The sequence below is a fragment of the Nonomuraea diastatica genome (assembly GCF_004349015.1).
Taxonomy (GTDB): Bacteria; Actinomycetota; Actinomycetes; order Streptosporangiales; family Streptosporangiaceae; genus Nonomuraea; species Nonomuraea diastatica.
The window spans coordinates 88,982-104,739 of the sequence record NZ_SMKP01000002.1 but is presented as its reverse complement, the minus strand read 5'-3'; the positions used below and the strand labels follow the sequence as shown (position 1 = coordinate 104,739).

Genomic DNA, 15,758 nt, shown 5'->3' with positions numbered 1-15,758 from the left:
TCCACTGTGGCTCAGGTGAGGTTGCCCGGGATGGCGGCGAGCAGCTCGCGGGTGTAGTCGTCCGACGGGTGGTCGAAGATCTCCTCGGCGGTGCCGCTCTCCACGATCCGCCCCTCGCGCATGACATGCACGGCGTGCGAGATCATCCGTACCACGGCCAGGTCGTGGCCGATGAACAGGTAGCTCAGCCCCAGCTCCCGCTGCAGGTCGGCGAGCAGCTCCAGGATCTGCGCCTGGACCAGCACGTCGAGCGCCGAGACGGCCTCGTCGAGCACGACCAGCTCCGGTGAGAGGGCCAGCGCCCTGGCGATGGCCACCCGCTGGCGTTGTCCCCCGGACAGCTCGTGGGGCAACCGCTCGGCCGTCGACGCCGGCAGCGACACCTTCTCCAGCAGCTCGGCCGCCGCTTTCCTGCGGTCGGCCGCCGTGCCGACGCGGTGCACGCGCAGCGGCTCGGCGATCGACTTGCCGACCGTGTAGCGGGGGTCGAGCGAGGCGTACGGGTTCTGGAAGACCGGCTGGACGCGCCTGCGGAACGCGAACAGGTCACGCCTGGCCAGCGCCGTCATGTCCGTGCCGTCGAAGCGGATGCGGCCCGAGGTGAGGTCTTCGAGGCCGAGCAGCAGGTTGGCGGTGGTGGACTTGCCCGAGCCCGACTCGCCCACGATGGAGACGGTGCTGCCGCGCGGAATGGTGAAGGAGACCGCGTCCACCGCGGTGATCTCCTCGCCGGTGCCCCTGAGCGGGTAGACCTTGCGCAGGTCCTCGACGACGGCCAGGTCGCCGGACGCGCGCGGCGGTTCGAGCAGGCGCACCGACGACAGGCTCGGCACGGCCTTCAGCAGCCGCCTGGTGTACTCGTGCCCGGGATCGGCCAGGATGGCGGCGGCGGGCCCCGTCTCGACGATCTCGCCCTGGTACATGACGGCCACCACGTCGGCCCGCTCGGCGGCCAGCGCCAGGTCGTGCGTGATGAGGAAGACCGCCGTGCCCATGTCGGCGGTGAGCTGCGCGAGCTGGTCGAGGATACGCCGCTGTACGGTCACGTCGAGCGCGGAGGTAGGCTCGTCGGCGATGAGCAGCCTGGGCCGGCAGGCCAGCCCCATGGCGATCAGGGCCCGCTGCCGCATGCCGCCGGAGAACTCGTGCGGATACTGCCCGATCCGCCGCTCGGGGTCGGGGATGCCGGCCATGTCCAGCAGCTCGGTCACGCGGGCGCGGGCGGCCTTCCCCGCGGCGACGCCGTGCACCTCCAGGGCCTCGGCGATCTGGTCGCCGATGCGCATGAGCGGGTTGAGGTTCGACATCGGATCCTGCGGGACCAGGCCGATGCCCGCTCCGCGGATCGCCGTCATCTCGCGTTCGCTCGCCGTGGCCAGGTCGCGGCCGTCGAAGAGCACCTGACCGCCGGTGATGCGGCCGTTGCCGGGCAGCAGCCGGTTGACCGCGGCCGCCGTGGTGGACTTGCCCGACCCCGACTCGCCGACAACGGCCACGGTCTGGCCAGGCAGGATCTCCATCGAGACGTTCTTGACGACGGTGACGTCCTGCCGCCGGGTGCGGAAGGCGACCGAGAGGTCGCGGATCTCCAGGAGCGGGCTCATACGGTCCTCGATCGTTCGGTGGTGGCCTGCAGCAGGTCGGCCCAGAGCTCCTCGGTCGGCACCGGGGCACCCTCGACGAGCAGGCGGTTGCTCGCCAGCACGAGGGCGATGTCGCGGCCGGGCACGAAGCCGACGGCGCATCCCACGTAACCGGGGTGGCCGAGCACGGTGACCGTCTCGCCGGCGAGCGCCAGGTCGTACCTGCGGAAGCCGAGCGCCTGCGCGGGGTCGGGGCCGGGGGCGAAGAACTCCCGTGCCACCTCGGGCCGCCACAGCCGGTCGTGTTCCTCGTAGCGGGACATCGCGGTGCAGTACGTGAGCAGGTCGGGCACGGTCGAGAAGAGCCCGGCGTGCCCGGAGACCCCGTCGAAGGCGTGGTAGGCGTTGCCGTCGGCGACCTGACCGAGCACGGGCCCTCGGCGCCAGCGGGCGAAGTCGCCGCTGCGGTAGGGCACGGGGTACGGCTCCCCCGTGTCCAGCATGCGCATCTCGACCCGGTCGTCCAGGGCGCTCATGGCCGCCTCGGAGCCGGCCGGGCGGGCGTAGGTGGTCGAGGTGAGCCCCAGCGGCCTGGTGACCAGCTCGGCCACGGCCCGCTCCAGGCGCAGCCCGGTGACGGCCGAGACGATCCGGCCGAGCAGGATGAAGCCGAGGTCGGAGTAGTGCCGTGCGCGGCCGGGACGGTAGCGCGGCGGCGGCAGCCGCGGCTGGATGTAGAGCGGCCACCACTCCCACAGGCCGCCCCGGTGCAGCAGCAGGTCCCGCACGGTGATCGCTTCGTACGACCGCGGCAGGTACGCGCTGAGCGGCGCGTCGAGGTCCACGAGCCGGTCGGACACCAGGCGGATGAGCGCCGTCGTGGTGGCCAGGATCTTGGTGACCGAGGCGAGGTCGTGGTAGGTGCCCAGGGTCATCGCGGCGACGCCCTCGCGCTCGCCGTCGATCCAGCGCACGGTGCGGTGGCCGGTGCACTCGGTGAAGTCGAACCAGGGCGTGCGCGCGGCCATGACCACGCCGGGCGGCGCCTTCATCGCGTCAGCACCAGAGCCCGGGGGGACCCGGCGCGCGGCGCGGGCAACACGAGCGGGCCCGCGCCCGGGGTCAGGGTGCCGAGGACACGGGCGGCCCGCGCGCCCGTACCGCCGGGCACGGTGCCCGGCAGGCCGTGCGCGCTCAGCCAGCCGATGAGGGCGAACGCGATGGCCTCCTTGTCGTCGGCGGGCGCGCCCAGGTCGTCGGATGGCCGCACGTCGACGGCGGGCAGCGCCGAACGCAGCCCGTCCATGATCACCGGGTTGCGGCAGCCGCCGCCGGAGACGACCAGCGTGCCCACCCCCGCGGCCCGCACGTCACCGGCGACCGTGCGCACGGTCAGCTCGGTGAGCGTGGCCACCAGGTCGGCGTCGCCCACCTCGCCGCCCGCCTTGGCCAGCGCCTCCTCGACGTAGCCGGGGTGGAACAGCTCCTTGCCGGTGCTCTTGGGCGGGGCCAGCCGGTAGTAGGGCTCGTCGAGCAGCAGCTCCAGCAGCCGCGACCGCACCCGCCCCGATGCCGCGATCCGCCCGTCCTCGTCGAACCCGCGGGCGTTCAGCCCTCTGCCCGTCACCACGGCGTCGATGAGCGCGTTGGCCGGGCCGATGTCGTAGGCGTACAGCTCGGCGCCGCGCACCACGGTCATGTTGGCGATGCCGCCCAGGTTGAGCGCGCCCGCGCCGCCGTCGTACGCGCCGAGCAGCAGCCCGTCCAGCACCGATACCAGCGGGGCACCGTGCCCGCCCACCGTGATGTCCCTGATGCGCACGTCGGACAGCACGGGCGTCCCCGTGCGCTCGGCGATCCAGGCCGGCTGGCCGATCTGCAGCGTGCCGCGCGCGTGCGCCCCCTCGACCCAGTGGAAGACGGTCTGCCCGTGCGAGACGATCAGGTCGGCGGGGCCGCTCTCGGCGACCGCCGCGGCGGCGGCCTCGGCGAAACACTGCCCGATGAGCGTGTCGAGCACGCACACCTCGGCCAGCGTCGTGGGCGCGGGCGGCAGCGCCGCGATCAGCCGGGCGCGCAGCTCCTCCGGGTACGGCGTGCTCGCCGTGTGGCCGACCCGGCCGTGGAGCACTCCGCCCGTCAGCTCGAAGTCCACCACGGCCACGTCGATCCCGTCATGCGACGTGCCGGAGATCATCCCGAGAACCCTCATGCCCGCTCCTCCAGCGCCGCGCGCAGCCGCCCGCCGGCCCCGGCCAGCCGCGCCGCCGCGTCCCGCGGGGCCAGGCCGAAGCGGGCGGCGACGACCGCCTGTTTCACGTTGTAGCCGTTGGCGTCCAGCACGGCCATCGCCTCCTCGCGCCCGGCGCCCGCGATCGTGCGCACGATGCGCACGGCACGCTCGCGCAGCTTGCCGTTGGTCGCCTTCACGTCGACCATCAGGTTCCCGTACGTCTTGCCGAGCCGCACCATGACGATCGTCGAGAACATGTTGAGCACGAGCTTCTGCGCTGTGCCCGCCTTGAGCCTGGTCGAGCCGCTGACCACCTCGGGCCCGACGAGCACCTCGACGGCGTGCGCGGCGGCCGCGCTCAGCGGCGTGCCCGCGTTGCACGACAGCCCCACGGTCAGCGCGCCCAGCTCCCGCGCCCGCCGCACCGCGGCCACCACGTACGGGGTGCGCCCGCTGGACGCGATGCCCACCACGGTGTCGAGCGGCCCCACCCCGGCCGCGTCGACGGCCGCCGCCCCGGCGTCCTCGTCGTCCTCGGCGCCTTCGCAGGGCGACACGATCGCGCTCTCACCGCCAGCGATGATCGCGAAGACCTGCTCGGGCGGCGTGCCGAACGTGGGCGGGCACTCCGAGGCGTCCAGCACGCCGAGCCGCCCGGGGGTGCCCGCGCCCACGTAGACGAGCCGGCCGCCGGCCCGCACACGTTCGGCGGTGGCCCCGATCGCCTCGGTGATCCGCGGCAGGGCCTGGGCGACCGCGGCGGGGACCGTGGCGTCGGCCGCGTTCATGGTCGCGGCGAGTTCGCCCACGCTCATCGTGTCGATCCCGGCAAACCGGGGATCGGCCTTTTCCGTCGTCAGGTGTGAGAGGTTCACCGCTTGCCTCGGTTTCGCGGGTCGAGTGTGTCACGCAGGCCGTCGCCGAGCAGGTTCAGGCCCACCACGAGCAGGACGACGACCGCGCCCGGCGCGATCAGCGTCCACGGGGCGATGAACACCAGGCTGCGCGCCTCGAAGATCATCGACCCGAGCGAGGGCGCCGGCGGCGGTGTGCCCAGGCCGAGGAAGCTCAGCGACGCCTCGGTGAGCACCGCCCACGACAGCGAGAGCGCGACCTGGACGACGACGATCGAGGTGATGTTGGGCAGCACGTGGCGCAGCATGATCTGCCAGCGGCTCAGGCCGGTCGAGACGGCCGCCTTGACGTACTCGATCTCCCTGAGCGACAGCACGGGCCCGCGGGTGACGCGGATGAAGATGGGCACGTACACGATCGCGATGGCCACGGCGATGGTGAACCGGTTGCGGTCCAGCACGGAGGCCAGCGACAACGCCAGCAGCAGCGGCGGGAACGCGAACAACACGTTTGTGACGCCGCCGATCGCGCCGTCGGCGACGCCGCGGTAGAAGCCCGACACGAGCCCGCCCAGCGTCCCCACCACGGTCGCGAACGCCACCGCCACGACCGCGACGAACGCGGAGTTGCCCACGCCGGCTGCCACGCGGGAGAACACGTCCCTGCCGAACTGGTCGGTGCCGAACAGGTGCTCGCCCGACGGCGCGCGGAACCGCGACGGCGGATGCTGGGCGATCGGGTCGTACGGCAGCAGCCCCGCGTACGACAGCGCCGCCACGGCGGCCAGCAGCACGAGGATGACGACGCCCGCGACCCCGGCGGGGCTGCGCCGCAGCGCGGTCATGACGCCCTCACCCGCGGGTCGATGATCCGGTAGAGCGCGTCGGTCAGGAGGTTGACGACGACGAACGCCAGCGCGATCACCAGCACGGTGCTCTGCACGACCGCGTACTCCTTCTGCTGGATGCCCAGCAGCACCTGCCGGCCGATGCCCGGCACGGAGAAGATCTGCTCAACCACCACCGCGCCGCCGAGCAGGTAGCCGAACTGCAGGCCCGTCATGGTGACGATGGGCACGAGCGCGTTGCCGAGCACGTGCCTGACCTGCAGCCGCCGCTCCGGCACGCCCTTGGCGCGGGCGGTGCGCACGAAGTCGAGCGAGCGCACTTCGAGCACCGCCGTGCGGGTGGTGCGCAGGATCGGCGCCGCGATGCCGAAGCCGAGGACGAGCGCGGGCAGGAACATCTGCTGCAGGTTGAGCAGCGGGTCCTCGGTGAGCGTGGCGAAGCCCTGCCCGTTGGGGTTGAACCCGAACGACGCCGCGAAGATCGACAGCAGCGTGGTGGCCAGCAGGAAGGCCGGGATGGACAGCCCGGCCAGGCTCACGACCTGGCCGACGGCGTCCCTGGGCGCGTTGGCCTTCGACGCGGAGAGCATGCCGAGCGGCACCCCGATCAGCAGGGCCAGCACGATGGAGAACATCGCCAGCTCGAACGTCACCGGCAGCGCGTGCAGGGTCAGGTCGAGCACGCTCTGCTGGGAGCGCGCCGAGTAGCCGAAGTTCCCGGTGAACATGTTGCCGAGCCAGGCGAAGAACTGCGTGACCAGCGGCTGGTCGAGGCCGTAGTACTGCTCTAGCGCCTGCTTCTGTGCCGGGGTGAGCGCTGCGGCCTCGGTGCCGAGCCCCGCCGTGATCTGGTTGCCGGGGATCGCCCGGAGCATGACGAACACGAACACGGCCACCCCGAACAGGGTGCCCAGCGTGCTCGCCACGCGCCGGACGGCGCGGTTGCCTGCGATCCGGCGCATCAGCTGACGGACGTGGTGCGCAGGTACTGCAGCGAGCCGCTGGCCATGGGGACGAAGCCCTCCACGTTCGCCGTGGTCGCGGTGTAGGTGTAGCCGGCGAACAACCAGATCCAGGCGGCGTTGTCCTCCAGGTGGGCGGCGACCTGGTCGTAGATCGGCTTGCGGGCGGCCTGGTCGGTGGCCGCCTTGCCCTCGGCGAACAGCTTGTCCAGTTCGGGCGAGCTGTAGCCGGCGACCTTGTTGAGGTTGCCGTCGCTGGTGAAGTAGCGGCCGTAGGAGCCGTCGGGGTCGGGCCGGCCGCCGTTGAGCGCGACGGCGGCGTCGAAGTCGGCCGCCACCCAGCGGTCCACGAACGCGCCCGACTCCAGCACCTCCAGATCCAGGTTGATCTTGGCCTCGGCGAGCTGCGCCTTGAGGTTCTGGGCCTCGTTGACGGAGGTGGCGTACTCGCCCTGGGAGACGATGGTCTTGACGGTCACCCCGCCGGGCTTGCCGGCCTTGGCGAGATAGTCGGCCGCCTTGGCAAGGTCGCGGGTGGGGCAGGGGCGCTTGGCCGGGTCCGACTTGTAGGCCGGCGCGGTGATCGGGCCGGTCACCTCGCCCTCGCCGAGCGCGGCCGTGTCGAGCACCTGCTTGCGGTCGATGGCGCACTGGATCGCCAGCCGCACGTTGACGTCCTTGAGCTCGCCGTGGCCGGCGTTGAGCTGGAGGACGTGGTAGTTGAGCTGCGGCGTCTTGGCGACCGTGATGGTGCCGCCGCCCTCGGCGGTCTGGGCGACGAGCGGGTCGTCGAAGACCGCGAGCTGCACGTTGCCCGACTGCATCGCCGACACGATGGACGACTCGTCGGGGATCACCCGGAACTCGACCGTCGGGACCTTCGGCTTCTCGGGGCCCCAGTACGTGTCGTTCCTGGCCAGCGTGATCGACTGGCTGGCCACGCGCTTGCTCAGCGTGAACGGCCCCGTGCCGTTGGGGGTGGTGGTGAGCTCCTGCTCGGTGTCGTCGGAGGAGAGCATGGCCATGTTGACGGTGGCGAGGTTGGCGGGCAGCGCCGCGTCGGGGCCGGTCAGCTCCAGCACCACCGTGCTCGGGTCGGGCGCCTCGACGGACTTCACCGACGACAGCGACGCCCTGGCCACGGCCGCCGTCTTCTCGTCCATGATCTTCTCGAGGGACGCCTTGACGTCCTTGGAGTCGAACGCGCTGCCGTCGGCGAAGGTCACGCCCTGGCGGAGCTTGAGGGTGAGCTTCTCGCCGTCCTTCGAGGTCTCCCACGACTCGGCCAGCCCCGGCACCACGTTGAGGTCCTTGTCGAACTCCGTGAGCGTGCCGTAGAGGTTCTGCAGCACGTTGACGGCCTGGAACTGGGTGGCCTTCCAGGGGAACAGCGTGTCGGGGTCGGAGGTCACGCCGACCACGAGGCCCTTGGCGGGGGTGTCGCCGCCGGCGGCGGGGCCGGAGGACGACGAGCAGCTGGTGAGGGCGATGGACAGCGCCGCGGCGATGCCGACCGCGGAGAGCGCGCCACGGGGCATGTGGTCTCCTCGGAGGAGTAGGTCATAAAATTACGCAGACCCTACCACCATGGTATTTATTTTCCTTCTGCGGGGGATGACGATGGGCGAGGACGCCGAGACCGTACTGATCCGCATCCGTGCGGCGATGCCCGCGCTGCGGCCGTCGGAGCGGCGCATCGCGGAGGAGTTCACCGGCGATCCGGCCGCCGCTGCCAACCTGTCCATCGCCGAGCTGGCCGCCCGCTGCGAGACCTCCACGACCTCGGTCGTGCGCTTCTACCAGCGCATGGGGTACGCGCACTACAAGGACTTCAGGATCGACCTGACCAGGGCGGTGGCCAGGGAGGAACTGGCCACATCGAGCCTGCCCGAGGTGTCCGGCGACATCGACCGCCACGACAGCCTGGAGGGCATCGTCTCCAAGGTGGCGATGAACGAGACGCTGTCCATCGCCGACACGGCCCGTGCGCTGGACATGGGGGCGCTCGGCGAGGCGGTGGCGCTGCTGCTGGGGGCCCGCAGGATCGACACCTTCGGCGTCGGGGCGAGCGCCCTGGTGGGGTTCGACCTGCAGCAGAAATTGTCGCGCATCGGCCGTACCGCGATCAACTGGCACGACGCGCACTCGGCCTGGACGTCGGCCGCCACGCTCGACGGCACGTGCGTGGCGGTGGCCGTCTCGCACACGGGCGCCACCACCGACACGGTCGAGTTCCTGGCGATCGCCCGCGCGTCGGGCGCCTCGACGGTGGCCATCACGAACTTCCGCGAGTCGCCGCTGGCCGGCGCGGCCGACGTGACGCTCACGACGGCCGCGCGGGAGACCAGGTTCCGCTCGGGGGCGCTGGGCAGCCGCATCGCCCAGCTCATGGTCGTCGACTGCCTGTTCACCGGCGTCGCGCAGGCCTCCTACGACGCGTCGATGGAGGCGCTGCGCAACACGTACGCGGTCGTGCACGACCGCACCGCCCACAAGCGCGGCTAGGCGCCGCGCCGGATCGTCTCGCAGTCGACGCTGACCGGGGCGAGCGTGCCCGCGACCACACCGGCCAGCGGAGACAGGTTCACAGGCGCGATTCACCTGGGGTTCACTAGGCCGCCCTAGCTTGTAGCCCCATGAACTGGAGGTACCGCGCCAACGCCACACTCGAAGGCCTGACGGGATACACGTTGACGCGCCGTCTGCGCAAGGAGGCCCCGAAACCGGCGCCCAAGCCGCCGCCGGAGCTGCGGCGGCTGCCGGGCGACGCGGTACGGCCGCCCGTCGACGGCGCGCACGACCGGTTGCTGCGCGAGCCGGTCTTCCTGCTGTCATCCGTACGGTCGGGCTCGACGCTGCTGCGCGTCATGCTCGACAGCCACTCGCGGATCCACTCGCCGATCGAGACGCACTTCAGGCGGGTGACCGTCGGCCTCGGCACCGATCCCGTACGGCAGGCCATGGACCTGCTCGGCCACACCCACAGCGACATCGAGCACATTGTCTGGGACCGGCTGCTGCACCGGGAGCTGAGCCGCAGCGGCAAGCCGATCCTGGCGGAGAAGACGCCGAGCAACGTGTTCGCCTGGCGGCGGATCTCGACCTGCTGGCCGGACGCGCGTTTCGTGTTCCTGCTGCGCCACCCCATGTCGATCGTGCAGTCCTGGCACGAGGCCGACCCGCCCAAGCGGCCCATGGAGGAGGCCGTGCCGCGCACGCTGAGTTACATGACCTACCTCCAGGAGGCTCGCACGCACCTGAAGGGCCTGACGCTGCGCTACGAGGACCTGGTCGCCGACCCCGAGGCCGAGCTGCGCCGGCTCTGCGCGTTCCTGGACGTCGCGTACGAGCCGGCCATGCTCGCCTACGGCGACCAGGACCACGGCGCCTTCGTCAAGGGCATCGGCGACTGGCGCGACAAGATCCGCGCCGGCACCGTCGTCGCCGCCCGCCCGCTGCCCGAGGCCGGGGAGATCCCGGAGGCGCTCCACCAGATCTGCCGCCAGTGGGACTATCTCGGGTGAGACTTTTCTCACCGGCGTGGATGCCATGCTGTGACAGAGTTCGCCGGGGATTTGCCCGCCGTTCCCCGCAACCTCCGATATGTTGCCCTTCGTGATCAACGGGCTCTCCCGCCGCACCTTATTCGCCGGAACTCTCGCCGGCCTCGCCGCGCCCTCAGCGGCCTCTCTCGCGGCCCCCTCAGCGGCAGGCGCGGCCGCCGTCCGCGGCCGCCTTCCCTCACGGCCGAACATCCTGCTCGTCCTGGCCGACGACCTCGGATGGGGTGAGATCGGCAGCCAAGGACAGCGCAAGATCCATACGCCCAACCTGGACCGGATGGCCGCCGAGGGGGTGAGGTTCGCGACGGCGTACTCGGGGGCGCCGTTGTGCGCGCCGGCACGCTGCGCGTTGCTCACCGGGCTGCATGCCGGCCACGGAACCGTGCGTGACAACCCCGAAGGCGGGCCGCAACGTTCGCTGACCGACGCCGACCTCACCTTCGCCGAGCTGCTGCGGTTGTCCGGCTACCGGACGGCCTGCATCGGCAAGTGGGGCTTCGGCCCGGAGCAGCCCCACCAGGCCTCCCATCCGAACGTGCGCGGTTTCGACGAGTTCTTCGGCTACATCACCCACCGTCACGCCCACCGCTATTTCCCGTCGTACCTGTGGCACAACGACAAGAAGGTGTCCATCCCCGGCAAGTCATACGCGCCGCACCTGTTCCGTGAGAAGGCGACCGAGTTCATCGCCAAGGGCGACGACGACCCGTTCCTGCTCTACTACGCCACCAACCTGCCGCACGCGCCCAGCGTCATCCCCGGCGACGCGGGCGTCTACGAGAAGGAGCCGTGGAGCGATCCGAACCGCCGCCACGCCGCACAGGTGACCCGGCTCGACACCGACGTCGCCGCCCTGCTGCGGGCGCTGCGGGACGCGGGCGTCGCCGAGCGCACGCTCGTGTTGTTCACCAGCGACAACGGCCCCCACCGGGAGAAGGGCGTGACGCCCCGGCTGTTCAACTCCAACGGCCCGTACCGCGCCGACAAGCGCGACGTCTACGAGGGCGGCATCCGCGTGCCGCTGATCGCCTGGTCGCCCGGGTTACGCCACCGCGTCGAGCGGCAGCCGGTCGTGTTCTGGGACGTGCTGCCGACGCTGGCGGACCTGGCGGAGGTGCCGGTGCCCGCCCACCTCGACGGGAGGTCGTTCCGCGGCCTGCTCACCGGCACGGACGCGCCCAAGCACGACCACCTGGTGTGGAACCGTCCGCGCAAGGCCCAGGCCATCCGGCGCGGCCGGTGGAAGGTCGTCCGGTTCGCCCCGAACATCGCCGGGGCCGGGCCCGAGGGCCGGGTCGAGCTCTACGACCTGTCCGCCGACCCCGGCGAGAGGCTCGACCTGGCGGCGGACCATCCCGAGCTGACCGCCGAGCTGCTGGCCACCCTCGACGCGTCCATCGGGCCCGACCCGCGCATCCTGTACGGGCTGCGCACGGAGCTCACGGACGACCAGATCATCGTGACCCTGCACAACGGGTCGTCCCGTCCGTGGCGCGGGGTCGAGCTGGGACTCGACGGGCCGCGCAAGCGGCAGGCGCACCGGGTGCCGAGGCTGGAGCCGGGTACGGCGATCACGGTCGGCTTCCCGCTCCCCGCCAGGAAGCGCGGCCGCGTCGTCGCGCGCGCCACCTTCACCGCCGGAGGCAGGCGGCAGGTCTTCCGCGCGCGGCACATCAAGCGCACGGACGGGTCGGCCACGCTCGAACCCGTCCCGTGAGCGCGTCGCCGGTCGCCCGGCAGGCGCCCCCGGCGAACCGACAGGCGATATGAGCCCCGGCTGCGCCAGGGGGGAGAGCCGTGCGGCCCTCCCCCCTGGTCCCGGCGCGCGAGCACCCTCGCGCGGGACGCTCAGCGTGTGGCGTAGGCGCGGATCACCTCCTGCGCCAGGGTGTTGCCGTTGACGTCGGAGGCGTTCAGCCGCAGCGAGACGAACCCGGACGGCGACCGGCCGATGGTCGTCTCGTAGCTCCGTTCGCCCTTGTCCCGCAGGCGGACGGGCTTCCAGGTGGCGCCGTCGTCGTACGACACCTCCAGCGAGACGTCCTTGATCGCGCTCTGCTCCGCGCCCTCCTGGTGGTAGAGGGACAGGCCCAGCTTCCGCGACCTGGCCCGGTTCTTCAGGTCGACCGGCGCGTCGAACGTGGCCAGCAGCAGCGGGATCACCGTCGTTTCCGCGGCCCGCTCGGAGCCGAAGGTCCACACCCCCTTGGTACGGGTGGACAGCTTCGCCCAGCCGGCCTCGTTGGCCAGGTCGTACTCGATCCGGTATTCCGACTTCTCCGGGGAGAGCGTGCCCGACCCCGACGGCCGGTAGTTCGTCTGCCACAGGAGCGTGTCGCCCTGGTAAAGCTTGAAGTCGGTCTTCATGCCGTGCTCGAACTTGCTGGTGTGCGTGTCGCCGTAGTTGCGGGCGGCGTCCACGAAGCCCTGCATGGACACGCGCAGCGTGTCGCCCTCCCTGCGCACCGGGTTGCGCGGGTTGATGCCCGGCAGCAGCGGCTGCTTGAACACCGCGCGGCCGACCCGCTCGCCCGCCTCGTACGGGCGGAAGTCCGGTGACGACAGCGCGATGCGCGGCGTGTCCGGGTGCGGCCACATGCTGTTGTAGTGCCGCTCAGGAACGCCGGCCGACGTGGTCCAGCGCAGGCCGGGCCCGGGGGTGACGTAGTCGGTCCGGGTGCGCGGCGCCCTGGCCATGGGATGGTTCGTGGAGATGGACGAGGTGTCCCAGGGCTGGAAGACGAACCTGGCCTCGTTCACCGTCACGTCGTCGGCGAGCTGGGTGTGGAAGTCCGTCTCGATCCTGGCCAGCGACCTCGACCTGACCACGTACCGCAGCTTGTCACGCACCTGGCCCTTCTCCTGAAGATACAGGTCGTAGACGTACGGGCTGGCGACGATGCCCTTGGCCACGATCGGCACCGGCAGCCGGCGCAGCCGCTCGACGAGCTTCAGCCCTTCCTCGTGGGTCAGCCGCACGGTCGGGACGGCGAGCTTGACGCCGTTGCCGCCGGTGGTGACGTCGTGGCCCGGCTGGTCGCTGTAGACGGCCACCATCCTCGCCCCGGCCGCCGCGGCCGCGTTGGACTGCGTGGAGACCGGAACTCCGGGGGTGCGGCGGATGACGGCGAGCTTGCCGCGCAGGTTGCGGGCCTTGATCTCGCCGGGGCCGCCGCGTCCGGCGTCGGCCGCCATGAGCAGCCGGGTGCCGTCCAGGCGCGGGTACTCGGTGGCGAAGTCGCTGAACTGGACCGGGTCCACGTACTGGGGGTCCAGTTCGAGCCCGGGGGTGGTGAGAGTGATCTCGGGGGCCGTCAGCCGCCACCGGGTGGAGACGACGAACGTGCCCTTGGTGACCTTCTTGGTGGGCTGGACGAACAGCCGCTCCTCGACCTGGCCGCCGGGCGAGATGGTGGTGCCGCCGCGCAGCGCGGTGCCCTGCTCTCCCTCCCGGTACCACTGGAGGGCGGCGGCCGAGCCGGTGTTCCGCTTGGTCTTGTGGTCGGGCGTCTCGACCTCGACCTCGACGGCCTTGCGGGCGTCCAGCACGACCTCGGTGTCCTCGGTGATCGTCATCTCGGGGTCGCCGAGCAGGCTCTCGTTGAGCGGCGTGCCCTTGGCGGTGCTGTCCTGGGTGGCCGGCATGGTGAAGATGTGGCCGAGCACCGAGTACGTGCCGGGCTTGACGAGCAGGCAGGTGCCCTTGCCGTACTTCTGCTCGGTGCACGGCACCGCGGGCTCGCCCGGAAGCACGCGGCCGACCAGGGTGCCCTCGTCCAGGTTGAGCACGGTGAAACCGCCGCGGCCCGGGCGACCATCCCTGGCGATGCCGCGTACGCGCAGCTCGACGCGCTTCTCCTCGACCTCGGCGGTCAGCAGCGTGCGCACGGACGCGCCGCCCGCGACGGCGGCCGTCAGCTCCTGGCGCACCAGGCCGGTCTTGTCCGCCTTGAGCGTGACCGTGGCCTCGGCCGTCCCCGACGCGGGCACGGTGAGCCCGGACGGCTCGACGGCGAACGCGCCGCCGCCCGACAGGTCCAGCTCCGCGGGCTCCTGCCCGAGGTTGTGGTACGTGACGGTGAGGCTCTTCTCCTCGCCGGGGGCGAGCCTGCCGAAGTTGACCGAGCCCGCCGAGACCGCGACCGGGTTCTTCAGCGCGGCGTCCACGTCGATCCTGCCCGCGCCCTGCGCGTCGACGGGGATGTCCTGGCCCGGCTTGGCGGTGGCCATGAGCAGCGACTTCAGCTCTCCGCCCGTGACGCCGGGGCGGGCCTGCCGCAGCAGCGCCGCCGCGCCCGCCACGTGCGGGGTGGCCATGGAGGTGCCGGACATCGCGGCGTGGCCGCCGCCGGGCTTGGCGGCGGAGATGTCCACGCCCGGCGCGGTCACGTCGGGCTTGACGGCCTGGTCGGCGACGATCGGGCCCTTGCTGGAGAAATCGGCCAGCCGGTCCTCGCGGTCGACCGCCCCGACGGTCAGCGCCTCGGTGGCGTCGCCGGGGGTGCCCACGCACGAGTCGCAACCGTCGTTGCCCGCGGCCACCACGAACAGCGTCCCGTACTGCTCGGTCAGCCGGGAGACCGCGGCGGTCAGCGGGCCGCCCGGCTCCGGGCCGCCCAGGCTCATGTTGACGATCTCGGCGCGCTGCTCGCCGGCCGCCCACTCCATGCCGTCGATGATCCACGACAGCTGGCCGAAGCCGTCGCCGGCGAGGACCCGGCCGTTGAGCAGCTTGGCGCCGGGCGCCACGCCCTTGCCGCCGCCGTCCGCACCGGCGCCCGCGATCGTGCTCGCGACGTGGGTGCCATGGCCGTGCGGGTCGCCCGTGACGTTCTCGCCGGTGAAGTCGCGCTGACCGGTGACCTTGCCCGCGAGGTCGGGATGCGCGGCGTCGACGCCGGTGTCGAGCACGGCCACGGTGGTGCCGGCACCGTCGTACCCCGCGGCCCAGGCCTCGGGCGCGCCGATCTGCGGCACGCTGTGCTCCAGGACCGGCTTCACCTTGCGGTCGAGCCAGATCTTCGACACGCCCGTCAGCGGCCCGGCGGCGCGGGCGTCCGGGCCGGCCAGCTTGGCCAGCTCGGCCCCGAACGCCGCCGCGTCCGGCTCGGCCACCGACACACCCGTCCCGCCGATGCTCTCCAGCGTGCGGAGCTGCTTCACGGACGGCAACGCGGCCTTGGGGGCGTTCCCCGCGTAGGTGAAGATCAGCGGGATGGCCTCGTCGTACCCCTGCTCCGCCAGCGCCGTCACGTTGAACAGCGCGCTGTCGAGCCGCTCGGGCACCAGGGCCGCGACGTCGTCGGGGATGACGCTCATCTCTCCGCCGGACTCCAGCACCTGGAACGTCGGCACCGAGCCGTCCGCCCGGGGCGCGGGGGTGACCGCCACGGTCCTGTGCTCGCCGTCCACGGCGCGCACGCGTACGCGATCGCCGGTGACCAGCGTGATCTCATCGCCCGCCGCGCCGCTCGTGAACTCCACGGGCGGCGCGGCGGTCGCGTGCGCCCCGGGGGCCGACAACAGCGCGGCGGTCATGGCGGCCGTGGCGGCCATGACCGTCCCTCGCCGCCATCGTCTCGCGCGCCCTAACCCATGCAGCATGAACGACCTCCAGAAGTCGGTAAGCACGAATACCCGACTTCCTAGCGGCCCTGAGCTGGCGCTGTCTACGAGGTTGGTGTGGCTAGATCCCGACTTGTCGTAGATCCGCCA

At 71.9% G+C, this 15,758-nt stretch carries 11 protein-coding genes; 3 read left to right on the top strand and 8 right to left on the bottom strand.

Annotation, left to right across the window (positions count from 1 at the left end; all coding sequences use genetic code 11):
* Positions 1-11 precede the first annotated feature (11 nt).
* The 7 genes from E1294_RS01125 to E1294_RS01095 are packed head-to-tail and all read right to left on the bottom strand — an operon-like array spanning position 12 to position 8,018.
* Complete coding sequence (locus tag E1294_RS01125) at positions 12-1,604, bottom strand: ABC transporter ATP-binding protein (protein ID WP_132503724.1); 1,593 nt, start codon at positions 1,602-1,604, stop codon at positions 12-14.
* The gene (locus tag E1294_RS01120; RefSeq protein ID WP_132503723.1) at positions 1,601-2,635 is read right to left on the bottom strand and encodes a serine hydrolase domain-containing protein; all 1,035 of its coding nucleotides are present in this window, start codon (positions 2,633-2,635) and stop codon (positions 1,601-1,603) included. Before E1294_RS01120 ends, E1294_RS01125 begins: the two co-directional genes overlap by 4 nt.
* Positions 2,632-3,795 (bottom strand): anhydro-N-acetylmuramic acid kinase, encoded by a 1,164-nt coding sequence (locus tag E1294_RS01115; protein ID WP_132503722.1) that lies wholly within the window; start codon positions 3,793-3,795, stop codon positions 2,632-2,634. The genes E1294_RS01120 and E1294_RS01115 overlap by 4 nt, the downstream gene beginning before the upstream one ends.
* Positions 3,792-4,691, bottom strand: coding sequence for an N-acetylmuramic acid 6-phosphate etherase (gene murQ, locus E1294_RS01110; RefSeq protein ID WP_132503721.1), 900 nt, complete (start codon positions 4,689-4,691; stop codon positions 3,792-3,794). The genes E1294_RS01115 and murQ overlap by 4 nt, the downstream gene beginning before the upstream one ends.
* Positions 4,688-5,515 (bottom strand): ABC transporter permease, encoded by an 828-nt coding sequence (locus tag E1294_RS01105; RefSeq protein WP_132503720.1) that lies wholly within the window; start codon positions 5,513-5,515, stop codon positions 4,688-4,690. The genes murQ and E1294_RS01105 overlap by 4 nt, the downstream gene beginning before the upstream one ends.
* Positions 5,512-6,480: an ABC transporter permease gene (locus tag E1294_RS01100; protein WP_132503719.1), complete on the bottom strand. Its 969-nt coding sequence runs from the start codon at positions 6,478-6,480 to the stop codon at positions 5,512-5,514. The genes E1294_RS01105 and E1294_RS01100 overlap by 4 nt, the downstream gene beginning before the upstream one ends.
* Positions 6,480-8,018, bottom strand: coding sequence for an ABC transporter substrate-binding protein (locus E1294_RS01095; protein ID WP_132503718.1), 1,539 nt, complete (start codon positions 8,016-8,018; stop codon positions 6,480-6,482). Before E1294_RS01095 ends, E1294_RS01100 begins: the two co-directional genes overlap by 1 nt.
* A 76-nt stretch (positions 8,019-8,094) precedes the next feature.
* Here E1294_RS01095 and E1294_RS01090 point away from each other — a divergent pair, with 76 nt between their 5' ends.
* The 3 genes from E1294_RS01090 to E1294_RS01080 all read left to right on the top strand — a co-directional run bounded on the left by E1294_RS01090 (position 8,095) and on the right by E1294_RS01080 (position 11,760).
* Positions 8,095-8,985, top strand: coding sequence for a MurR/RpiR family transcriptional regulator (locus E1294_RS01090; RefSeq protein ID WP_246082746.1), 891 nt, complete (start codon positions 8,095-8,097; stop codon positions 8,983-8,985).
* A 131-nt stretch (positions 8,986-9,116) separates the two neighbouring features.
* A complete protein-coding gene (locus E1294_RS01085; protein WP_132503717.1) occupies positions 9,117-10,004 on the top strand; it encodes a sulfotransferase family protein in 888 nt (295 codons plus the stop codon).
* A 91-nt stretch (positions 10,005-10,095) separates the two neighbouring features.
* Positions 10,096-11,760, top strand: coding sequence for an arylsulfatase (locus E1294_RS01080; protein ID WP_165977017.1), 1,665 nt, complete (start codon positions 10,096-10,098; stop codon positions 11,758-11,760).
* A 131-nt stretch (positions 11,761-11,891) separates the two neighbouring features.
* Here E1294_RS01080 and E1294_RS01075 read toward each other — a convergent pair whose 3' ends face one another.
* Positions 11,892-15,599: a S8 family peptidase gene (locus E1294_RS01075; RefSeq protein ID WP_246082745.1), complete on the bottom strand. Its 3,708-nt coding sequence runs from the start codon at positions 15,597-15,599 to the stop codon at positions 11,892-11,894.
* Positions 15,600-15,758: the final 159 nt, after the last annotated feature.